The organism is Streptococcus oralis (genome assembly GCF_001075675.1).
GTDB lineage: Bacteria > Bacillota > Bacilli > Lactobacillales > Streptococcaceae > Streptococcus > Streptococcus oralis_V.
Genome location: NZ_JUNW01000004.1, coordinates 13,064 through 35,515, shown reverse-complemented (window position 1 = coordinate 35,515; position 22,452 = coordinate 13,064). Strand labels below are relative to the sequence as shown.

Here is a 22,452-nt window from a genome sequence, read left to right as displayed (position 1 = left end):
AAAAGATGACAGAAAAAGAAATTTTTGACCGTATTGTAACCATTATCCAAGAGCGACAGGGAGAAGACTTTGCCGTAACAGAAGCCTTGAGTTTGAAGGATGATCTTGATGCAGACTCAGTGGACTTGATGGAGTTCGTCTTGACGCTAGAAGATGAATTTGGTATCGAAATCACTGATGAGGAAATTGACCATCTTCAAAGTGTAACAGATGTAATCGAAACCATTAAAGGTAAAATATAGCCAAAAGCAACATGCAAGTCATGTTGTTTTTTTTGTTTGCAGAAGAAAGAAAAACGTTAAAATTTTTAGTAGAAATTGCGAATAAAGAGATGAGAAAGAAAAAGGAGGAACGTTTATGTATGTGATCGGTTTTTATCCGTGGTTTATTAAGTGGTTTTTAAAATAAAAATGAATGAATTGTTCATTTTCGAATTGTTTTTCGAATAGATAGGTAAGGAAAAAGGGAAGGAGATTACGCGATGTATTTACCAATCTTATTGCCATGGTTGATCAAATGGTATTTAAAATAAATGAAATTTACCTGTTCATTTTAAATTACTTCTCGAATAGATAAGTGAGAAGAAAAGGAAGGAGATAAGGGAATGATTTCAGTAATTTACCCATTCTGGTTTTTAAAATGGTTTAAAGCCTAGAAACCGTAAACTAAAAAAATAAAAATAAAGGAGAAAAAAGATGACAAACTTTGACAAAATGGAACAGAACTTTGTAGCTCTTACAGAAGAAGAGTTGATGGATGTGGATGGGGGGTCGGTTACCGCTGTAGTTGTAGGAGGTGTCTTACTAATTGGTGGTATTGCTTGGGGCTATTTTATGTAATAATAAGGAGAGAAAAAATGAATTTAAATAAATGGACAGAATTGACAGAAGAAGAATTGATGAATACAGAAGGTGGCTTAATTACCATAGCCATGATTGCTGGAGGAGTAGCAATTTTCCTTGGTGGTCGATTAATTGGTCAAGATTTAAAACGTAAATTTGGATAAAAGTAGAATTGTATGAAAAATCTAAAAAATGTAATGGGAGCAGTTCTAATTATTTTTGGAGTGCTTTGCATATTGGGAGATTTAAATGTAATCACCTTTAATGTTGAAAAATATTTCCAAACAGAATTAGTTGTTCCGATCCTTATTTTGATGATGAATTACTTGGATTTAGCTAAAGACAAGGTTTAAAGAGAACTATTTTTAGTGTATGGCAACTGCTATTGAATAGTCATCTTTTAATTATTATCAATGAAATAAGAACTAATTTAGGAATAGTAGGGATTTTGGTTGGAGTAGCTATTGGATTAGCCAGTATTATTTAAAAAGGAGAGAGAAAAATGAAAGAAATGGATAAAAAATTTGATATCATGACAGAAGAAGATTTGGCTCTTACTGAAGGAGGCTTCATTGTCACTACTTCCACAGCAATAGCTTGGGGTGTATTAGGAGTAGCTGCTTATATGTATGGGCGTTATCTAGGAAGTAGACGTTAATCTAAATATAGAAGGAAATTAACTATGAATCGTAACCTAAATCTCAATACATTGTTACCTAAGCTAGCCACTATACTTCCTTTGTTAGGAATAGGTCTTAATCTTACGCTTCATCTAATTCGTACGGGTTCGCTAGTATCTTTTGATTGGCAATGGACTGTAGTTGGTTTGCTTGCTTCGAGCTATTTTGGTATTTTTTGTAAGGATTTGACGAAAAATAATCAAAACTATAAAAGATCAATCTGAATGAAAAGGATTTTGTGCATGTAAATAGGAGTCTGCTATGAAAAAAATCTTATTAGGATTTGCTGAGGGGTATTTTGTCGTATCGATTATTCTTTATATCGCAACGTATTTGATTATGAAAAATCCGATCAATACTCTGTTTTATCCAGAAAACTATCCAATTCTGCTTGGTCTGTTTTATGTAGGATACAAGTACAAAACAAAAGAAAGTACGAGTGGGAATTGATGGACCATCAGATTGGAGTTTGAGATGAAAGTTGTTCAATTACTAGGAAAAACTTGGCCAGAGACTACTGTATTATTTAGCTCGATGGCTTATCTAATTATTAGAATCGTGGCCGATATAAACAAAATAAATCTACCTACATGGTTTGAATTTTTTGATATACCTAGGATTCCATCATCCTTGATGACATTTATCTTACTTTATAGAAATATCATTTCAGAATAGTTTATTTCTAGGCATTCATTTTTTAACGGTTACTTTAAACAGGCAGAACTTTTGTTCTGCTTTTTTACATTTAAATGATAGTTTATGCTTTTTAAAGTGCGTTTTAGGCGCGAAAATGGTTTATTTGGGAATATTCTCCTGTTTTTATCCTTATTTGGTTAAAATAATCTTACAAATTTTTAAAGAGATTGTTAGAAAAAGGAGAAGATATGAAATTTAGGAAAAGGCACTATCGTCCCCAGGTGGATCAGATGGATTGTGGCGTGGCTTCTTTGGCTATGGTCTTTGGTTACTACGGTAGTTATTACTCCTTGGCTCATCTACGAGAGTTAGCCAAGACGACCATGGATGGGACGACCGCTTTGGGACTTGTAAAGGTGGCAGAGGAGATTGGATTTGAGACGCGGGCTATCAAGGCGGATATGACGCTCTTTGATTTGCCAGATTTGACCTTTCCTTTTGTGGCTCATGTGCTCAAGGAAGGGAAGTTGCTCCACTACTATGTGGTGATAGGTCAGGATAAAAAGCACATTCATATCGCTGATCCAGATCCTGGTATCAAGCTGACCAAGATTTCCCGTGAGCGATTTGCGCAAGAGTGGACAGGGGTTAGTATTTTTATGGCACCATCACCGGACTATAAACCTCATAAGGAGAAAAAACAGGGACTCCTATCCTTCTTGCCGATCTTACTCAAGCAGCGTGGCTTAATTACCAATATCGTCCTAGCGACACTCTTGGTGACCTTGATCAATATCGTAGGTTCCTACTACCTTCAGTCCATCATTGATAGTTACGTCCCAGACCAGATGCGCTCGACACTGGGTATTATCTCAATGGGACTAGTCATCGTCTATATCCTCCAGCAGATTTTGTCCTATGCGCAGGAATACCTCTTACTTGTTCTGGGGCAACGCCTGTCAATTGATGTGATTTTGTCCTACATCAAGCATGTTTTTCACCTGCCGATGTCCTTTTTTGCAACACGCAGGACAGGAGAGATTGTATCTCGTTTTACGGATGCTAACAGTATCATCGATGCGTTGGCGTCGACCATTCTGTCGATTTTCCTAGATGTGTCGACGATTTTGATTATCTCGCTTGTCTTGTTTTCACAAAATATGACGCTCTTCTTCATTAGTCTACTTGCGCTTCCCATCTATACAGTGATTATCTTTGCCTTTATGAAGCCGTTTGAAAAGATGAATCGTGATACCATGGAAGCCAATGCGGTTCTGTCTTCTTCTATCATCGAGGACATCAACGGTATTGAGACCATTAAATCTTTGACTAGTGAAAGTTCACGCTATCAAAAGATTGATAAGGAATTTGTGGCTTATCTGAAAAAATCCTTTACCTACAGTCGGGCAGAAAGCCAGCAAAAGGCACTGAAAAAAGTTGCCCAGCTCCTGCTCAATGTTGCTGTTCTCTGGCTGGGAGCTATTCTGGTCATGGATGGGAAAATGAGTTTGGGTCAGCTGATTACTTATAACACCCTGCTTGTTTACTTTACCAATCCTTTGGAAAATATCATTAACCTACAAACCAAACTTCAGACAGCGCAGGTTGCCAATAATCGCTTAAATGAGGTTTATCTAGTAGCTTCGGAGTTTGAGGAGAAGAAAACGGTAGAAGATTTGAGCATGATGAAAGGGGATATGACCTTTAAACAGGTTCACTACAAGTATGGCTATGGTCGTGACGTCTTGTCGGATATCAATTTGACCATTCCGCAAGGGTCTAAGGTGGCTTTTGTGGGGATTTCAGGGTCAGGAAAGACCACCTTGGCCAAGATGATGGTTAATTTTTACGACCCAAGTCAAGGGGAGATTAGTCTGGGTGGTGTCAATCTCAATCAGATTGATAAAAAAGCCCTGCGCCAGTATATCAACTATCTGCCTCAACAGCCCTATGTCTTTAACGGAACGATTTTGGAGAATCTTCTTTTGGGAGCCAAGGAGGGGACGACTCAAGAGGATATCTTACGGGCAGTCGAATTGGCCGAGATTCGAGAGGATATCGAGCGCATGCCACTGAATTACCAGACAGAATTAACTTCGGATGGGGCTGGAATTTCAGGTGGACAACGTCAGCGAATCGCTCTGGCGCGTGCTCTCTTGACAGATGCGCCTGTCTTGATCTTGGACGAGGCGACCAGCAGTCTGGATATTTTGACAGAGAAGCGGATTGTTGATAATCTCATGGCTTTGGACAAGACCTTGATTTTCATCGCCCACCGCTTGACCATCGCTGAGCGGACAGAGAAGGTTGTTGTCTTGGATCAGGGCAAGATTGTCGAAGAAGGCACCCCTGCAGACTTGCTTGCACAGGATGGCTTTTATGCCCATTTGGTCAATAGCTAGAAAGAGGAGAAGATGAAACCAGAATTTTTAGAAAGTGCGGAGTTTTATAATCGTCGTTATCATAATTTTTCCAGTCGGGTGATTTTACCTATGTCACTTCTGTTCATGTTTTTACTGGGATTTGCAGTTTTTGCAGAGAAGGAGATTAGTTTGTCTACCCGAGCAACTGTCGAACCGAGTCGGATCATTGCCAATATCCAGTCGACTAGCAATCAACGCATTGTGGCCAATTATCTGGAAGAAAACAAGTTGGTCAAGCAAGGAGATCTGCTCGTTCAGTACCAGCAAGGGGCGGAGGCTGTCCAGGTCGAAGCATACGCCAGTCAATTGGAGATGTTAAAGGATCAAAAAAAGCAGTTGGGATATTTGCAATCCAGTTTGAAAGAGGGGAGTGATCAATTTCCAGAGGCGGATAAGTTTGGTTATCAGGAGATGTTTCGAGACTATCTCAGCCAAGCTAGTAGTCTTAGGAGTAATGTTTCTCAGCAAAATGCCAGCATCTCCTCGCAGAATGCGGCAGCAAGTCAGAGCCAGGCCGAGATTGGCAATCTTATCAGCCAAACAGAGGAAAAAATACGAGACTACAAAACAGCCAAGTCAGCGATTGAAAAGGGAGATCAACTGGATAGTCAGAATCCAGCCTACTCTTTTTACCAGACCTATAAAAATCAAGGTGAAGAAGATCCGCAAGCTAAATCGCAAGTTATTGCGCAAGTGGATGCACAAATTGCCCAGCTAGAGTCTAGCCTAGCTACGTATCGTGTGCAATATGCAGGTTCTGGAGCTCAACAGGCCCACGCAACGGGACTGGATAGTCAACTGGAATCACTCAAGTCTCAGCACTTAGTTAAAGTCGGTCAGGAATTAACTCTTTTGGATCAGAAAATTTTAGAAGCAGAGTCGGGTAAGAAAGTCCAGGGAGGTCTCCTCGATAAGGGGAAGATTACAGCAAGTGAGGATGGGGTACTTCACCTCAATCCTGAGACTAGTGAATCTACGATGGTCGCAGAAGGAACCCTGCTAGCCCAACTCTACCCATCCTTGGAAAAAGAAGGAAAAACCAAACTCACAGCCTATCTCAGTTCAAAAGATGTTGCTAGAGTCAAGATTGGGGATTCTGTCCGTTATACTACGACTAATGATGCCAAGAATCAAATTTTCCTGGATTCCACGATTACAAGTATTGATGCGACAGCTACAAAGACTGAACAAGGAAATTTCTTTAAAATTGAGGCGGAGACTAATTTAACTTCGGAGCAGGCTGCAACACTTCGTTATGGTTTAGAAGGCCGCCTGCAGATGATCACAGGGAAGAAAAGCTATCTCCGTTATTTTTGGGATCAATTTTTGAATAAAGGGTAATATTCGTGTTTTTCAGAGGATAAATGATTTTAAAACTGTAAGAAGAGTTCATCTTGCAGTTTTTCTTTACGCTTAAAATAGGGAAACGTTATTTATTCGTAAAAACCTTGAATTTTTCATATTTTTGTGGTAGAATGTGCTCAAGTAAAACGAAAGGCGAACTTTAAAATGTCAAAACAACTGATCTATTCGGGAAAAGCCAAGGATATCTATACAACTGAGGATGAAAATCTCATTATTTCAACTTACAAGGACCAGGCAACTGCCTTCAACGGTGTCAAGAAGGAGCAGATTGCGGGCAAGGGAGTGTTAAATAATCAGATTTCATCTTTTATTTTTGAGAAATTAAATGCGGCTGGTGTAGCGACTCACTTTGTGGAGAAAATTTCGGACACGGAACAGCTCAATAAAAAGGTTGAGATTATTCCTTTGGAAGTTGTGCTCCGCAACTACACAGCTGGTTCCTTTTCAAAACGTTTTGGCGTAGAAGAAGGTATCGCATTTGAGACTCCAATTGTCGAATTTTACTATAAAAACGATGACTTGGATGATCCCTTTATCAATGATGAGCATGTGAAATTTCTGAAAATTGCAGATGATCAGCAGATTGCTTACTTGAAGGAAGAAACCCGTCGTATCAATGAGCTCTTGAAAGCTTGGTTTGCTGAAATTGGACTTAAATTGATTGACTTTAAGCTAGAGTTTGGTTTTGACAAGGATGGTAAGATTATCTTGGCAGACGAGTTTTCACCAGATAACTGCCGTTTGTGGGATGCTGATGGTAACCATATGGATAAGGATGTTTTCCGTAGAGGTCTTGGAGAATTAACAGACGTTTACGAGATTGTCTGGGAGAAATTGCAGGCTTTGAAATAAGCTGTTAGAAACGGAAAACCTTCGTCTTTCAGATGTAAGGACTCAGGCTGTAAAGGTCCCCTGGACCTTTTCACTCCGTCGGGGGCTAGGTAAATTAACCAGCGTCTACGAGATTGTCTGGGAAAAGTTGCAAGGTTTAAAATAACACCTTCAAGGTCATTTGTGAACATTGCAAGAGCTGAAATAAAGGAATAAGAATTGATGAATAAACGTATTTTTGTTGAAAAAAAGGCTGATTTTCAAGTCAAGTCAGAGAGTTTGGTAAGGGAGCTCCAGCACAACTTGGGACTGTCAACTTTGAAAAGTATTCGCATTGTGCAGGTTTATGATGTCTTTGACTTGGCAGAGAACTTGTTTGCGCCTGCCGAGAAGCATATCTTCTCTGAGCAGGTGACAGACCATGTCTTGGATGAAGCGGCTGTGCAAGCAGATCTTGCCAACTATGCTTTCTTTGCTATTGAAAGCCTGCCAGGGCAATTTGACCAGCGTGCAGCTTCTTCACAGGAAGCCTTGCTTTTACTGGGAAGTTCGAGTGATGTGACAGTCAACACAGCTCAACTTTACTTGGTTAATAAAGATATTGATACAACGGAGTTGGAAGCGGTCAAGAACTACTTGCTCAACCCAGTTGATTCTCGTTTCAAGGATATCACGACAGGGATTGCCAAGCAGGAATTTTCTGAGTCAGACAAGACTATTCCTAAATTGACCTTCTTTGAAAGCTATACAGCAGAAGACTTTGCTCGCTACAAGGCCGAACAAGGGATGGCCATGGAAGTGGATGATTTGCTCTTTATCCAAGACTACTTCAAGTCAATTGGGCGCGTGCCGACGGAAACAGAACTCAAGGTCTTGGACACTTACTGGTCTGACCACTGCCGTCACACGACTTTTGAGACAGAGTTGAAACAGATTGATTTCTCAGCTTCTAAATTTCAAAAGCAATTACAAGCGACTTATGACAAGTATATTGCCATGCGTGAGGAGTTAGGGCGTTCTGAAAAACCACAAACCTTGATGGATATGGCGACTATTTTCGGTCGTTATGAGCGTGCTAATGGTCGTTTGGACGATATGGAAGTGTCTGACGAAATCAATGCCTGCTCGGTTGAAATCGAAGTGGACGTTGATGGTGTCAAGGAACCTTGGCTCCTCATGTTTAAAAATGAAACCCACAACCACCCAACGGAGATTGAGCCATTTGGTGGGGCTGCTACTTGTATCGGTGGAGCTATTCGTGACCCATTGTCAGGGCGTTCTTATGTTTACCAAGCCATGCGTATCTCAGGTGCAGGTGATATTACAGCACCGATTTCAGAAACGCGTGCTGGGAAATTGCCACAACAAGTCATTTCTAAGACAGCGGCTCATGGTTATTCTTCTTACGGGAATCAGATTGGTCTTGCGACGACCTACGTTCGTGAGTACTTTCACCCTGGATTTGTAGCTAAACGCATGGAGTTAGGCGCAGTTGTCGGTGCGGCTCCAAAGGGTAATGTTGTCCGTGAAAAACCGGAAGCGGGGGATGTCATTATCCTGCTCGGTGGCAAGACTGGACGTGATGGTGTCGGTGGTGCGACAGGGTCTTCTAAGGTTCAAACAGTTGAATCTGTGGAGACTGCCGGTGCTGAGGTTCAAAAAGGGAATGCAATCGAAGAACGTAAGATTCAGCGCCTTTTCCGTAATGGCGATGTCACTCGTCTCATCAAGAAATCCAACGACTTTGGAGCAGGTGGTGTCTGTGTGGCTATCGGTGAATTGGCAGATGGTCTTGAAATCGACCTCAACAAGGTTCCTCTTAAATACCAAGGCTTGAATGGTACAGAAATTGCTATCTCTGAATCACAAGAACGGATGGCAGTTGTGGTGAGTCCTGAAGACGTAGATGCCTTCGTCGCAGAATGTAATAAAGAAAATATTGACGCGGTTGTTGTGGCAACAGTGACTGAAAAACCAAATCTAGTCATGCACTGGAATGGTGAAACGATTGTCGACTTGGAACGCCGTTTCCTTGATACAAACGGTGTGCGCGTAGTCGTTGATGCCAAGGTTGTGGACAAGGATGTCAAACTCCCAGAAGAACGCACAACAAGTACTAACACACTTGAAGCAGATACCCTTGCGGTACTATCTGACATCAACCATGCGAGTCAAAAAGGCTTGCAGACCATCTTTGACTGCTCGGTCGGTCGTTCAACGGTCAATCACCCACTTGGTGGTCGCTACCAACTCACACCAACTGAGGCATCTGTGCAGAAATTGCCAGTTCAGCACGGTGTGACTCACACTGCGTCTGTTATGGCCCAAGGATTTAACCCTTATCTAGCAGAATGGTCTCCATACCACGGTGCTGCCTACGCAGTTATCGAAGCGACTGCTCGTCTAGTGGCGACAGGTGCCAATTGGTCCAAGGCTCGTTTCTCATACCAAGAGTACTTCGAGCGGATGGACAAGCAAGCAGAGCGTTTCGGTCAGCCAGTAGCAGCTCTCCTAGGTTCTATCGAAGCACAAATCCAACTTGGCTTGCCATCTATTGGTGGTAAGGACTCTATGTCTGGTACATTTGAAGAATTGACGGTGCCACCAACCTTGGTTGCCTTTGGGGTAACGACAGCAGATAGCCGTAAGGTGCTCTCTCCTGAGTTCAAGACTGCTGGTGAAAATATCTACTACATCCCAGGTCAAGCTCTTTCTGCTGATATCGACTTTGATTTGATTAAGAAAAACTTTGCTCAATTTGAAGCCATCCAAGCTGACCACAAAGTGACATCTGCATCAGCTGTTAAATATGGTGGTGTCCTTGAAAGCTTAGCTCTTACTACCTTTGGAAACCATATTGGTGCAGAGGTAAACTTGCCTGAACTTGAAACAGCTTTGACAGCTCAATTAGGCGGATTTGTCTTCACATCTCCTGAAGAAATCATTGGAGTGGAGAAGATTGGACAAACAAGTGCCAACTTTACACTCCTTGTCAACGGTGTGAAGTTAGATGGACAGAAACTTGACAGTGCCTTCCAAGGAAAGCTGGAAGAAGTTTACCCAACTGAATTTGCCCAAACTAAAGAACTGGCAGAAGTGCCAGCTGTCGCTTCTAACGCAGTCATCAAAGTCAAAGGAACTATTGAAAAACCAGTGGTTTACATCCCAGTATTCCCAGGAACCAACTCAGAATATGACTCAGCTAAAGCCTTCGAAAAAGAAGGTGCAGAGGTTAACTTGGTGCCATTCGTGACCTTGAATGAAGAGGCTATTGTCAAGTCAGTTGAAACTATGGTTGACAATATTGGCAAGGCTAATATCCTTTTCTTTGCGGGTGGTTTCTCAGCTGCGGACGAGCCAGATGGTTCAGCCAAGTTTATCGTCAACATCCTGCTTAATGAAAAAGTGCGTGTAGCTATTGATAACTTTATCGCTCGTGGTGGCTTGATTATTGGTATCTGTAATGGATTCCAAGCCCTCGTCAAATCAGGTCTTCTTCCATATGGGAACTTTGAGGATGCTAGCAGTACTAGCCCAACCCTTTTCTACAATGATGCCAACCAGCACGTAGCGAAGATGGTGGAAACTCGTATTGCCAATACCAACTCGCCATGGTTGGCTGGAGTGCAAGTGGGTGATATCCACGCCATTCCAGTATCGCACGGTGAAGGGAAGTTTGTCGTGACGGCTGAAGAATTTGCTGAACTCCGTGATAATGGTCAAATCTTTAGTCAATACGTTGACTTTGAAGGCAAGCCAAGTATGGATTCTAAGTACAATCCAAATGGTTCTGTAAATGCCATCGAAGGAATTACCAGCAAGAACGGCCAAATCATCGGTAAAATGGGACACTCAGAACGTTATGAAGACGGTCTCTTCCAAAATATTCCAGGAAATAAAGACCAGTACTTGTTCGCGTCGGCGGTTAAATACTTTACTGGGAAATAAGACTTGCAGATTTTCTAATAGATAGTATCCGTAATGTAAAAGTCATGTAGATTTAGTTCTTGGTGATTGCAAAAGGTTTGTTTTGCGAGTGAAACGAGCTTCTACCGTATCATTCGGCTCTACTGAAGGAATGATGCAAAAATAAAAATTAGGTATAAAAAATGACATACGAAGTAAAATCTCTTAATGAAGAATGTGGTGTTTTTGGTATCTGGGGGCATCCAGATGCTGCTAAATTGACCTATTTCGGACTCCACAGTCTTCAGCACCGTGGTCAGGAGGGGGCAGGAATCCTCTCTAATGACCAGGGGAACTTGAAGCGTCATCGTGATATGGGGCTTTTATCAGAAGTGTTCAGAAATCCAGCTAATTTGGATAAACTGACTGGAGCGAGCGCGATTGGGCATGTTCGTTATGCGACTGCTGGCGAAGCTTCTGTAGATAATATCCAGCCCTTTCTCTTCCGCTTTCACGATATGCAGTTTGGACTTGCTCACAACGGAAACTTGACCAATGCTGAATCGCTCAAGAAAGAATTGGAACAAAGAGGAGCTATTTTCAGTTCAACTTCGGACTCGGAAATCTTGGCTCACCTCATTCGTCGGAGTCACAATCCGAACTTGATGGGCAAAATCAAGGAGGCGCTCAGCCTTGTCAAAGGTGGCTTTGCTTATATCTTGTTATTTGAGGATAAGTTGATTGCTGCGCTTGATCCTAATGGCTTCCGTCCGCTTTCTATCGGAAAAATGGCAAACGGAGCGGTGGTGGTTTCGTCTGAAACCTGTGCCTTTGAAGTCATTGGTGCTGAGTGGATTCGTGATGTGAAACCAGGAGAGATTGTAATCGTAGATGACAATGGTATCCAGTACGATAGTTATACGAATGATACCCAGTTGGCGATTTGTTCTATGGAGTATATCTATTTTGCTCGCCCTGACTCTAACATCCATGGGGTCAATGTCCATACAGCTCGCAAACGTATGGGGGCTCAATTAGCGCGTGAGTTCAAGCACGAAGCAGATATTGTGGTCGGTGTGCCAAATTCCTCGCTGAGCGCAGCTATGGGATTTGCAGAAGAATCTGGTCTGCCAAATGAAATGGGTCTGATCAAAAACCAATACACGCAACGCACCTTTATCCAACCGACTCAAGAATTGCGTGAGCAAGGGGTGCGGATGAAGCTATCAGCCGTTTCGGGTGTCGTTAAAGGAAAACGTGTGGTGATGATTGATGATTCCATTGTTCGTGGGACAACCTCTCGCCGTATCGTTCAGCTCTTGAAAGAAGCGGGGGCTTCTGAAGTTCACGTTGCTATTGGTAGTCCAGCGCTAGCTTATCCATGCTTCTACGGGATTGATATCCAGACGCGTCAGGAGTTGATTGCGGCTAATCATACAGTCGAAGAAACCTGCCAAATCATTGGTGCGGATAGCCTGACCTATCTTTCGATTGATGGCTTGATTGAATCCATTGGGATTGAAACAGATGCGCCGAATGGTGGTCTCTGTGTCGCTTATTTTGATGGAGACTACCCAACTCCTCTCTACGACTATGAGGAAGAATATCGTAGAAGCTTGGGGGATAAGACCAGTTTTTACAAATAGACGGATAAAGACTCTCCATGAAAGGAAAGGAAGAGAAGATGACAAATAAAAATGCTTATGCTCCACGTCTCGCTACTGACTAAAAGCTAAAGCATTTGTCAGTAGACGCTTTGTCTTATGGGACCAAAGCTAGAGCCCTGACTAGTATTTTTAGATAAAATAATTGTTTATCTAAAAATACGTCGCAATCTTCTCAAAGAAAAGGAAAAATAAAATGGCAAATAAAAATGCGTATGCCCAGTCGGGTGTAGATGTTGAAGCGGGTTATGAAGTTGTTGAGCGGATCAAAAAGCATGTGGCTCGTACGGAGCGTGCAGGTGTCATGGGAGCTCTTGGTGGCTTTGGTGGCATGTTTGACCTTTCAAAAACAGGTGTCAAAGAGCCGGTCTTGATTTCGGGGACGGATGGTGTTGGCACCAAACTCATGCTGGCTATCAAGTACGACAAGCATGATACCATCGGTCAAGACTGTGTGGCCATGTGTGTCAACGATATCATCGCTGCAGGTGCGGAGCCTCTCTATTTCCTCGACTATGTGGCGACAGGGAAGAATGAACCAGCTAAACTAGAACAAGTGGTTGCTGGTGTGGCAGAAGGTTGTGTGCAAGCTGGTGCCGCCCTCATCGGTGGTGAAACGGCTGAAATGCCTGGTATGTATGGCGAAGATGACTATGACTTGGCTGGTTTTGCGGTCGGTGTGGCAGAAAAATCTCAAATCATTGATGGTTCGAAGGTAGCAGAAGGTGATGTTCTTATCGGACTTGCTTCAAGTGGGATTCACTCAAATGGTTACTCACTCGTTCGTCGTGTCTTTGCCGACTACACAGGCGAAGAAGTCTTGCCTGAGTTGGAAGGCAAAAAGCTGAAAGATGTCCTTTTGGAACCAACGCGTATCTACGTTAAAGCTGTTTTGCCACTCATCAAGGAAGGTTTGGTTCATGGGATTGCCCACATCACAGGTGGTGGTTTCATCGAGAATGTCCCTCGTATGTTTGCAGCTGACTTGGCTGCTGAGATTGAGGAAAGCAAGGTTCCAGTCCTTCCGATCTTCAAAGCCCTTGAAAAATACGGTCAGATCAAACACGAAGAAATGTTTGAAATCTTCAATATGGGTGTGGGCCTCATGTTGGCAGTTAGCCCTGAAAATGTAGACCGTGTCAAGGAATTACTGGATGAACCAGTCTATGAAATTGGTCGCATCGTCAAGAAAGAAAACGAAAGTGTCATCATCAAATGAAAAAAATAGCGGTTTTTGCCTCTGGTAACGGCTCAAACTTTCAGGTGATTGCCGAAGAATTTCCGGTGGAGTTTGTCTTTTCAGACCATCGTGATGCCTATGTGCTTGAGCGTGCAGACAAGCTTGGCGTCCTGTCCTATGCTTTTGAACTCAAGGAGTTTGAGAACAAGGCGGACTACGAAGCAGCTCTTGTCGAACTCTTGGAAGAACACCAGATTGACTTGGTTTGCCTCGCTGGCTACATGAAAATCGTTGGGCCCACCTTATTGGCAGCTTATGAAGGTCGAATCATCAACATTCATCCAGCCTACCTGCCAGAATTTCCAGGAGCTCATGGGATTGAGGATGCTTGGAAAGCTGATGTCGCTGAGAGTGGTGTCACCATTCACTGGGTGGATTCGGGTGTGGATACAGGAAAGATCATCAAACAAGTCCGTGTGCCACGTCTAGCTGATGATACTATCGAAAGCTTTGAAGCTAGTATTCATGAAGCGGAGTACAAGTTGTATCCAGAAGTTATTAGAGAATTGTTGGACAATTAAATGAAAAAATGGTTGGAAACACTTGCCTTGATTACCTTGGCAATCATTCTACGTTTACTGGTAAATTTTTTCTTCCCAGAGATTCCCTATTGGGGGAGATTTTTACTGACAGTAATTTTGGGAGTCTTGGTAATCGTCTCCCTACACTTTATGAATCGAAAAATTCGTAGGTAGAGAATTTGAAAATGAAAGGAAAAAACATGACTAAACGCGCTTTAATCAGCGTCTCAGACAAAGCGGGCATTGTTGAATTTGCCCATGAACTCAAAAAACTTGGTTGGGATATCATCTCAACAGGTGGTACCAAAGTTGCCCTTGACAATGCTGGGTTAGATACCATTGCCATTGACGATGTGACTGGTTTCCCAGAAATGATGGATGGTCGTGTGAAGACCCTCCACCCAAATATTCACGGTGGGCTCTTAGCTCGTCGTGACTTGGATAGTCACTTGGAAGCAGCTAAGGATAATAATATCGAATTGATCGACCTTGTTGTGGTCAACCTTTACCCATTCAAGGAAACCATTCTTAAACCAGACGTGACGTACGCTGATGCGGTTGAGAACATCGATATCGGTGGGCCATCTATGCTTCGTTCAGCAGCGAAGAACCATGCTAGCGTAACAGTTGTTGTAGACCCTGCTGACTATGCTGTTGTTCTTGACGAATTGGCAGCAAATGGTGAAACGACTTACGAAACTCGCCAACGTTTGGCGGCTAAAGTTTTCCGTCACACAGCGGCTTACGATGCCTTGATTGCAGAATACTTCACAGCTCAAGTGGGCGAAGCAAAACCAGAAAAACTCACTTTGACCTATGACCTCAAGCAAGCTATGCGCTATGGGGAAAATCCTCAACAGGATGCCGATTTCTATCAAAAAGCTTTGCCAACGGACTATTCAATTGCATCAGCGAAACAGCTTAACGGGAAGGAATTGTCCTTCAATAACATCCGTGACGCTGATGCGGCGATTCGTATCATCCGTGATTTCAAAGACCGTCCAACCGTTGTGGCTTTGAAACACATGAACCCATGTGGAATTGGTCAAGCTGACGACATTGAGACTGCTTGGGATTATGCTTATGAGTCTGACCCAGTGTCTATCTTTGGTGGAATTGTCGTCCTTAACCGTGAGATGGATGCTGCGACAGCTGAGAAGATGCACGGCGTTTTCCTTGAAATCATCATTGCACCGAGCTATACGGATGAAGCGCTGGCCATTTTGACCAACAAAAAGAAAAACTTGCGTATCCTTGCCTTGCCATTTGATGCCCAAGACGCTAGCGAGGTGGAAGCAGAATACACAGGTGTAGTAGGTGGACTTCTGGTGCAAAACCAAGACGTAGTCAAAGAAAGTCCAGCTGACTGGCAAGTGGTGACCAAACGCCAGCCAACCGAGACAGAAGCGACTGCTCTTGAGTTCGCTTGGAAAGCTATCAAGTACGTCAAATCAAACGGAATCATCGTGACCAACGACCACATGACACTTGGCGTTGGCCCAGGACAAACCAACCGAGTGGCTTCTGTTCGCATCGCCATTGAACAAGCCAAGGACCGCCTTGACGGCGCTGTGCTTGCTTCAGATGCCTTCTTCCCATTCGCGGATAACGTGGAAGAAATCGCCAAAGCAGGTATTAAGGCCATCATCCAGCCAGGTGGCTCAGTACGTGACCAAGAATCCATCGAAGCGGCGGACAAATACGGCTTGACCATGGTCTTCACAGGTGTGAGACATTTTAGACATTAACAATAAGAACATGAGCATTTCCAATTATGGAAATGCTCATGTTTTGAATTATATGAGAGGGAGAAGATTAATCATTTAGTAATGTTGAATTATATTCTGCTATGAATAATAGAAAAGTATTTATAACCCATAGTTTATTAGCTTTAGACATTTCATTTTGTAAGGTTAACAATTTTATATAGTCAAATTTATTAGTTTGTTGTAAATTACGATATTCGTGTTCAGATAAAATATGTGTTGAACAAGGATAAGTTATAATTCGCTCGTATTTTAATATTTGTAATTTTACAATCCTCTTAAGTAATCTTTTTATGTAGATATTATAAGAAATCACATCATTGAAGTAGGATTCAAAATTTTTATCTAGATAACAGTTTAAATTTTTCTTTTTCTTGTCATCTATATTTAATTCATTGCATATTTCTTTTAGAGACTCAGAACTACAGCAGTTTAATATTTTAGAAGCTATATCATGTTGCAATATTGCAGAGATATCCGCAATACTTTCTAATCGATTCGGAATGATGAAAGGAATTTGGAATACTTTGTAAAGTTCATTATTGTTAACAATGGCTTTATATTCCTTACCCGTCACAATTTTATTTAAAAATTTATTTAGAAATTGTAAGTCATTATTGATTTCTATATCGAAATAAGATTCAACCATTGGGTAATTTATATAAAGTTGGCCATTATTTGTTACATCGCTGAAATATTCTTGTAATCGCTGTATCTTATTTATAGAAAAGTTGGGATCTTGTGCTTCGTAATCAAAAATTAAAAAAATATTTTTATAATTTCTTTTTCTACCGATAGATTCAAATCTTTGAGAATCATACTTATTTAAAACAAAAGGTAAATCCACATCATTGGAGGGATCATCCCATTTTTCTCCATATTGTTCTTGAATTTTCTGGTATAATTGGTAAATATTTGTGCCAAAAATATGTATATTTTCTTCAGTAATACTAAGTTCAGGGAAAACTTCGATAATAAGTTTAAAAAGTTCATTTTTTTCATGATGGCCTTCGACTATAAAAAGGGTTTGAGCTCGTGTTACATTATTCATATTCATCAAACTCTCCGCTAATGTACATCTTTTCTAGATTATGTCCCTCTCGTAATTCTCGCTTAGTTGCTTTGTTTAAAGGTGTTATAAATCCTTTTTGAGATAAAATGAACAAGCAGTCGGGTCTAAATAACTCATTAGACATAATATTTGTATCGTGTGTAGTCAAAATGATTTGGGTGTCTGGAAATATTTTTTTTAAATGACGTATCAACTTTTCAGAAAGTTCGTAATGATAAAAAGCATCAAATTCATCGAAAAATAAAAATTTAGGAGGATTGTTGGCTTTGAAGTGCTCAAAGATATAGAGGATTCTAAAATAGAATTTGGCCAAAGCCAATGTTCCACTAGATGCTTCTCTAAAGAATGGAACATTTTTATTTTTATAAACAAAACAAAGCATATCGTCCCCATCTATTTGTTCTATTGAATCTAAGTGACAGTTTATACCCATGCTATTAAGAAATGCTTCCAGTCCTTTTGCTGTCTCTTTGTGATCAAGTGTATGCTGGAACCAACGATTTATAAAATATTTCGGTGCTTCATGATTAATAAGCACCATGTTTCGGATAAATGTTCGGAGATATGTGAGAATAGAAGCATCTGACTTAGAGGTGTTAGTTATCAGCCATGTTAAAAAAGATCTGTTTTCTCCGTCTAAATCTTGCTTGTCACTTGAAACCTGATCTCGATAATTATCTATTAGTATGTTGAAATCGTTGTTTATGATACCTAGTTTATTGGCTATGTCCTCCACAGCAGTATATGATATTGGGTCAGTAGACAAATCTATTTTCCAAACTAATTCGTTATTTATAGATAGTGATTCTGTTTGTATAATCTGATATTCATTTTTTGTATAAATGTATTCGATGTCATTGTTATTATGTAAAAATATATAACAAAAAGTAGCAATAACGTTGTCAGAGTTGTTATTTAAAAAAGATGTTAAATTTTGCTCATCAATCAAGGATCTACTGGAAAGATTTTTTGTAATATCAAATAATGCTAAACCTAAATTGGATTTTCCTGTAGCATTTCTACCATAGATAAGTACTTTACTCAAAAGGTTATTTGATAAGCAATCCTCATTAAATTTATAACCTCCGACTTGTGAAAAGTTAATTGAGATTTCATTTTCAAAGTTTTTATAATTCTTTACTGAAAAGTATTTTAGCATTTGTCAATCCTCCTATTAGGATTATTATATCATAAAAAACACTTTCCGTAAAAAATTTACGGACATTTAGTTTATTTGGAAAGCCATCAAGTATGTGAAATCAAACGGAATCATCGTGACCAATGACCACATGACACTTGGCGTTGGCCCAGGTCAAACCAACCGTGTGGCTTCAGTCCGTATCGCTATTGACCAAGCTAAAGACCGCCTTGATGACGCTGTGCTTGCTTCGGATGCCTTCTTCCCATTCGCGGATAACGTGGAAGAAATCGCTAAAGCAGGAATCAAGGCCATCATCCAGCCGGGTGGATCAGTACGTGACCAAGAATCCATCGAAGCAGCGGATAAATATGGCTTGACCATGATCTTCACAGGTGTGAGACATTTTAGACATTAAGAAGCAAAAGGGAAGAAAACAGTTTCTTTCCTTTTTTGGCTTAAAATACTAAGTGAAACAAGATTAAAACGAACGTTTATGATATAATGTTAGTAAATAATTCGCAAAAGAGGTTGAGAGATGAAGCTATTAGTTGTCGGTTCGGGTGGTCGTGAACATGCGATTGCTAAGAAGTTATTTGAATCAAAAGACGTTGAAAAAGTCTTTGTGGCTCCTGGGAATGACGGGATGACTCTGGATGGTCTGGAATTGGTAAATATCTCTATTTCCGAACATTCTAAGCTTGTTGACTTTGCAAAGGACAACGATATCGCTTGGACCTTCATCGGGCCAGATGATGCCCTTGCTGCTGGAATTGTGGATGATTTTAACCAAGCTGGTCTCAAAGCCTTTGGTCCAACAAGATTAGCAGCGGAGCTGGAGTGGTCCAAGGATTTTGCTAAGGAAATCATGGTCAAATATGACGTTCCGACAGCAGCCTATGGCACATTTTCAGATTTCGAGGAGGCCAAGGCTTATATCGAGGAGAAAGGCGCTCCTATCGTCGTCAAGGCAGATGGATTGGCACTTGGGAAAGGTGTCGTCGTTGCCGATACAGTCGAGCAAGCGGTCGAAGCTGCTCACGAGATGCTTTTGGACAATAAGTTCGGTGACTCGGGGGCGCGAGTGGTCATCGAGGAATTCCTTGACGGAGAGGAGTTCTCTCTCTTTGCCTTTGTCAATGGGGACAAGTTCTACATCATGCCAACGGCTCAGGATCATAAACGTGCCTATGACGGCGACAAGGGCCCTAACACGGGTGGGATGGGAGCTTATGCGCCAGTTCCTCACTTGCCACAGAGCGTGGTTGACACAGCGGTTGAGACTATTGTCAAGCCAGTCCTTGAAGGAATGATCAAAGAAGGTCGTCCGTATCTTGGTGTCCTTTACGCGGGGCTTATCTTGACAGTAGACGGACCTAAGGTTATCGAGTTCAACGCTCGTTTTGGTGATCCCGAAACTCAGATTATCCTGCCTCGCTTGACATCTGACTTTGCGCAAAATATCACGGATATTCTCGATGGCAAGCAGCCAAACATCACGTGGACGGACAAGGGTGTGACTCTGGGTGTGGTTGTCGCATCCAAGGGCTACCCGTTAGATTATGCAAAGGGTGTCGAGTTGCCAACTAAGACAGAAGGCAATATCATCACCTACTATGCAGGGGCTAAGTTTGCGGAAAATAGCAGAGCATTGCTATCCAACGGCGGACGAGTCTATATGCTGGTCACCACAGCCGATACCGTCAAAGAAGCCCAAGAAACCATCTACCAAGAACTCGGTCAACAAAAAACAGAAGGCCTCTTTTACCGAACCGATATCGGAAGCAAGGCAATTAAGTAACGATATAAGAATAACGCGACGAAGTCGCCAAATACGATAATGGTTGCATAACTTGCGAGCATTAGCGAGCTGATATAGAGCAATCACCGCCGTTGTGAAAGAACGATTGCTTATAAGCCAATCGTTCAGGGAAATCGGAAGACTTTGGGCTTCCGATTTAGGCACGAGACACCTTTGGTGGCTGCTGCCGTCCCTCACAACTTAAGGTGATTGAAAAAAGAAAGGAAAGAAAAGGAATATTATGACTAAACCAGTAATTTCCATCATCATGGGCTCCAAATCCGACTGGGCAACCATGCAAAAAGCCGCCGAAATCCTAGACCGCTTCGGTGTAGCCTACGAAAAGAAAGTCGTCTCTGCCCATCGCACGCCTGACCTCATGTTTCAGCATGCAGAAGAAGCCCGCAGTCGCGGCATAAAGGTCATCATCGCAGGTGCTGGTGGTGCCGCGCATTTGCCAGGAATGGTCGCAGCCAAAACAACCCTTCCTGTCATCGGTGTACCTGTCAAATCGCGCGCTCTTAGTGGCGTGGATTCGCTCTACTCTATCGTACAGATGCCAGGTGGCGTGCCTGTTGCGACGATGGCTATCGGTGAAGCAGGAGCGACAAATGCGGCCCTCTTTGCCCTCCGTCTCCTGTCAGTAGAGGATCAAGCTATCGCGACAGCGTTGGCTGATTTCGCAGAAGAGCAAGGAAAAATCGCAGAGGAGTCTACCAATGAGCTCATCTAAAACAATCGGAATTATCGGTGGTGGTCAGCTGGGGCAGATGATGGCAATTTCTGCTATCTACATGGGGCACAAGGTTATCGCGCTGGATCCTGCGGCTGATTGCCCAGCCTCTCGCGTGGCGGAAATCATCGTGGCACCTTATAACGATGTGGACGCTCTCCGTCAGTTGGCGGAGCGTTGCGATGTCCTGACCTATGAGTTTGAAAATGTCGATGCCAACGGTTTGGATGCTGTTATCAAGGATGGTCAGCTTCCTCAAGGAACAGACCTGCTTCGCATCTCCCAAAATCGCATTTTTGAAAAGGACTTCCTCTCAAACAAGGCGCAAGTCACTGTGGCACCTTACAAGGTTGTGACTTCTAGCCAAGACTTGGCAGATATTGATCTATCTAAAAACTATGTCCTCAAGACTGCGACAGGTGGCTATGATGGACATGGGCAAAAGGTCATTCGCTCAGAAGCAGACTTGGAAGAAGCCCATGTGCTAGCTGACTCAGCAGACTGTGTCTTGGAAGAATTTGTCAACTTCGACCTTGAGATTTCTGTCATCGTGTCAGGAAATGGCAAGGACGTGACAGTCTTCCCAGTTCAGGAAAATATCCACCGCAACAACATTCTGTCTAAGACCGTCGTGCCTGCTCGCATTTCAGAAAGTTTAGCAGATAAGGCAAAAACCATGGCAGTGCGAATCGCAGAACAACTGAATCTTTCTGGAACGCTATGCGTGGAAATGTTTGCGACAGCTAATGATATTATCGTCAATGAGATTGCCCCACGCCCACACAACTCAGGGCATTACTCCATCGAAGCCTGCGACTTCTCCCAGTTTGACACGCATATCTTGGGTGTTCTGGGAGAACCATTGCCAGCTATCAAACTACATGCGCCTGCTGTTATGCTCAATGTTCTTGGCCAACATGTCAAGGTCGCTGAAAAATATGTCACAGAAAATCCAAGCGCCCACCTCCACCTGTATGGTAAAATAGAAGCGAAGCACAACCGCAAGATGGGACATGTGACCTTGTTTAGTGATGCGCCGGATAGTGTAGTTGAGTTTGGGGAGGGGATTGATTTTTAGGGAAATATGAAAAAATATTTTAAAAACAACATAAAACAGCTGATATTTTTATTGTTACTAGTGATGGCATCTGGTCCCTTTTTCTCAGTTGTTATCGGAATTTTTTCCAATTATTTGAATTCTGGATTGGGTGATTGGTTGAGCTTTTATGGAAGTGTCGCTGGAATTGTAATCTCATTGATTGTTGTCCATTTACAATTATCACTCGAAGAAGAAAAGGAATTACGTAAGTATCGACCAGAGTTGGTTTTAAGCAATGATTATCAGCTTATCAAGCCAAACTGTAGAGTATATTTTGATGATAAATATTGGTTTCATCTACGAAAATCAGAAAATAACAAACAATATGTAGCAGCTAATAGTTTTGAAGAATCTTATTCTAATGAGGATAAAAGAGATAAAATTTTATCTCTTGAAATTGTTAACAATCAACCGATATTTAATGTTCGGATCTTATTTGGAGAAAGTTTAGACGGTGAGCTGATACCAAAGTTAAATGCGGAGCAAAGATTATATGTAATCTCAAAAGCACATCAAAAAGAGATACATCAACATATCTTAGGTAACAAGCCTAATTTTAATCACGTCCCAGAGACGATTACTTTATTCTTTACAACGCTTTCTGGAGAAGTGTGTAAGTATATTTATAATGTTGATGGCAAAGGATATTGTAGCATTAATCGGAAGTATTTTGGGGTAGACTATCCTGAAGCTACTAAAAATATTCATATTTGTGACTATATTGTTAGTAAATAA

The 22,452-nt window shown here is 41.9% G+C and carries 23 protein-coding genes and 1 pseudogene; 22 read left to right on the top strand and 2 right to left on the bottom strand.

Going from position 1 to position 22,452, the window contains the following annotated elements; genetic code table 11:
* Nucleotides 1-5 precede the first annotated feature (5 nt).
* The 16 genes from ADM50_RS00950 (at nt 6) to purH (ending at nt 15,856) form a co-directional block, all read left to right on the top strand.
* Complete coding sequence (locus ADM50_RS00950; protein ID WP_049484217.1) at nt 6-242, top strand: acyl carrier protein; 237 nt, start codon at nt 6-8, stop codon at nt 240-242.
* 453 nt (nt 243-695) lie between these two features.
* A complete protein-coding gene (locus ADM50_RS00945) occupies nt 696-839 on the top strand; it encodes a class IIb bacteriocin, lactobin A/cerein 7B family (protein ID WP_042901918.1) in 144 nt (47 codons plus the stop codon).
* Nucleotides 840-856: 17 nt separating this feature from the next.
* Nucleotides 857-1,006 (top strand): class IIb bacteriocin, lactobin A/cerein 7B family, encoded by a 150-nt coding sequence (locus ADM50_RS00940; RefSeq protein ID WP_001052546.1) that lies wholly within the window; start codon nt 857-859, stop codon nt 1,004-1,006.
* A 12-nt stretch (nt 1,007-1,018) separates the two neighbouring features.
* Nucleotides 1,019-1,195: a hypothetical protein gene (locus tag ADM50_RS09615; protein ID WP_193390674.1), complete on the top strand. Its 177-nt coding sequence runs from the start codon at nt 1,019-1,021 to the stop codon at nt 1,193-1,195.
* A 149-nt stretch (nt 1,196-1,344) separates the two neighbouring features.
* The gene (locus ADM50_RS09610) at nt 1,345-1,500 is read left to right on the top strand and encodes a hypothetical protein (protein WP_000661692.1); all 156 of its coding nucleotides are present in this window, start codon (nt 1,345-1,347) and stop codon (nt 1,498-1,500) included.
* 24 nt (nt 1,501-1,524) lie between these two features.
* On the top strand, nt 1,525-1,746 hold the full coding sequence (locus ADM50_RS09690) for a hypothetical protein (protein ID WP_049484216.1): 222 nt from the start codon (nt 1,525-1,527) through the stop codon (nt 1,744-1,746).
* Nucleotides 1,747-1,783: 37 nt separating this feature from the next.
* Nucleotides 1,784-1,972: a hypothetical protein gene (locus ADM50_RS00930; RefSeq protein ID WP_049484215.1), complete on the top strand. Its 189-nt coding sequence runs from the start codon at nt 1,784-1,786 to the stop codon at nt 1,970-1,972.
* Between the two features lie 434 nt (nt 1,973-2,406).
* Nucleotides 2,407-4,560: a peptide cleavage/export ABC transporter ComA gene (comA, locus tag ADM50_RS00920; RefSeq protein WP_049484213.1), complete on the top strand. Its 2,154-nt coding sequence runs from the start codon at nt 2,407-2,409 to the stop codon at nt 4,558-4,560.
* 12 nt (nt 4,561-4,572) lie between these two features.
* Entirely contained in the window at nt 4,573-5,922 is a 1,350-nt protein-coding gene (gene comB, locus ADM50_RS00915; protein ID WP_049484212.1) for a competence pheromone export protein ComB, read from the top strand.
* Nucleotides 5,923-6,090: 168 nt separating this feature from the next.
* Complete coding sequence (purC, locus tag ADM50_RS00910; RefSeq protein WP_049484211.1) at nt 6,091-6,798, top strand: phosphoribosylaminoimidazolesuccinocarboxamide synthase; 708 nt, start codon at nt 6,091-6,093, stop codon at nt 6,796-6,798.
* Nucleotides 6,799-6,999: 201 nt separating this feature from the next.
* Complete coding sequence (locus ADM50_RS00905) at nt 7,000-10,725, top strand: phosphoribosylformylglycinamidine synthase (RefSeq protein ID WP_049484210.1); 3,726 nt, start codon at nt 7,000-7,002, stop codon at nt 10,723-10,725.
* Between the two features lie 161 nt (nt 10,726-10,886).
* Nucleotides 10,887-12,329 (top strand): amidophosphoribosyltransferase, encoded by a 1,443-nt coding sequence (purF, locus tag ADM50_RS00900; protein WP_044020025.1) that lies wholly within the window; start codon nt 10,887-10,889, stop codon nt 12,327-12,329.
* A 214-nt stretch (nt 12,330-12,543) separates the two neighbouring features.
* Nucleotides 12,544-13,566: a phosphoribosylformylglycinamidine cyclo-ligase gene (purM, locus tag ADM50_RS00895; RefSeq protein ID WP_044020026.1), complete on the top strand. Its 1,023-nt coding sequence runs from the start codon at nt 12,544-12,546 to the stop codon at nt 13,564-13,566.
* Entirely contained in the window at nt 13,563-14,108 is a 546-nt protein-coding gene (gene purN, locus ADM50_RS00890; protein ID WP_049484209.1) for a phosphoribosylglycinamide formyltransferase, read from the top strand. Before purM ends, purN begins: the two co-directional genes overlap by 4 nt.
* Nucleotides 14,109-14,282 carry a hypothetical protein gene (locus ADM50_RS09605; RefSeq protein ID WP_164497069.1) on the top strand — a complete coding sequence of 58 codons (174 nt, stop codon included), beginning with the start codon at nt 14,109-14,111 and terminating at the stop codon, nt 14,280-14,282. It abuts the gene before it with no gap.
* A gap of 26 nt (nt 14,283-14,308) precedes the next feature.
* On the top strand, nt 14,309-15,856 hold the full coding sequence (purH, locus tag ADM50_RS00885; protein WP_049484229.1) for a bifunctional phosphoribosylaminoimidazolecarboxamide formyltransferase/IMP cyclohydrolase: 1,548 nt from the start codon (nt 14,309-14,311) through the stop codon (nt 15,854-15,856).
* Nucleotides 15,857-15,923: 67 nt separating this feature from the next.
* Here purH and ADM50_RS00880 read toward each other — a convergent pair whose 3' ends face one another.
* Both ADM50_RS00880 and ADM50_RS00875 read right to left on the bottom strand, forming a co-directional pair.
* Nucleotides 15,924-16,931: a hypothetical protein gene (locus ADM50_RS00880; protein ID WP_049484208.1), complete on the bottom strand. Its 1,008-nt coding sequence runs from the start codon at nt 16,929-16,931 to the stop codon at nt 15,924-15,926.
* Complete coding sequence (locus ADM50_RS00875; protein ID WP_049484207.1) at nt 16,918-18,105, bottom strand: AAA family ATPase; 1,188 nt, start codon at nt 18,103-18,105, stop codon at nt 16,918-16,920. The genes ADM50_RS00880 and ADM50_RS00875 overlap by 14 nt, the downstream gene beginning before the upstream one ends.
* A gap of 70 nt (nt 18,106-18,175) precedes the next feature.
* On the opposite strand from ADM50_RS00875, the pseudogene ADM50_RS00870 reads away from it, so the two are divergent.
* The 6 genes and pseudogenes from ADM50_RS00870 to ADM50_RS00850 all read left to right on the top strand — a co-directional run.
* Nucleotides 18,176-18,502: pseudogene (locus ADM50_RS00870) on the top strand (IMP cyclohydrolase); the annotation flags it as partial.
* A 120-nt stretch (nt 18,503-18,622) separates the two neighbouring features.
* Nucleotides 18,623-19,885 carry a phosphoribosylamine--glycine ligase gene (gene purD, locus ADM50_RS00865; protein ID WP_049484205.1) on the top strand — a complete coding sequence of 421 codons (1,263 nt, stop codon included), beginning with the start codon at nt 18,623-18,625 and terminating at the stop codon, nt 19,883-19,885.
* Nucleotides 19,886-19,990: 105 nt separating this feature from the next.
* Nucleotides 19,991-20,095 (top strand): phosphoribosylaminoimidazole carboxylase, encoded by a 105-nt coding sequence (locus tag ADM50_RS09680; protein ID WP_080980993.1) that lies wholly within the window; start codon nt 19,991-19,993, stop codon nt 20,093-20,095.
* Nucleotides 20,096-20,126: 31 nt separating this feature from the next.
* On the top strand, nt 20,127-20,618 hold the full coding sequence (gene purE, locus ADM50_RS00860) for a 5-(carboxyamino)imidazole ribonucleotide mutase (RefSeq protein ID WP_049479233.1): 492 nt from the start codon (nt 20,127-20,129) through the stop codon (nt 20,616-20,618).
* Nucleotides 20,605-21,696, top strand: coding sequence for a 5-(carboxyamino)imidazole ribonucleotide synthase (purK, locus tag ADM50_RS00855; protein WP_049479232.1), 1,092 nt, complete (start codon nt 20,605-20,607; stop codon nt 21,694-21,696). Before purE ends, purK begins: the two co-directional genes overlap by 14 nt.
* A gap of 6 nt (nt 21,697-21,702) precedes the next feature.
* Nucleotides 21,703-22,452: a hypothetical protein gene (locus ADM50_RS00850; protein ID WP_049484204.1), complete on the top strand. Its 750-nt coding sequence runs from the start codon at nt 21,703-21,705 to the stop codon at nt 22,450-22,452.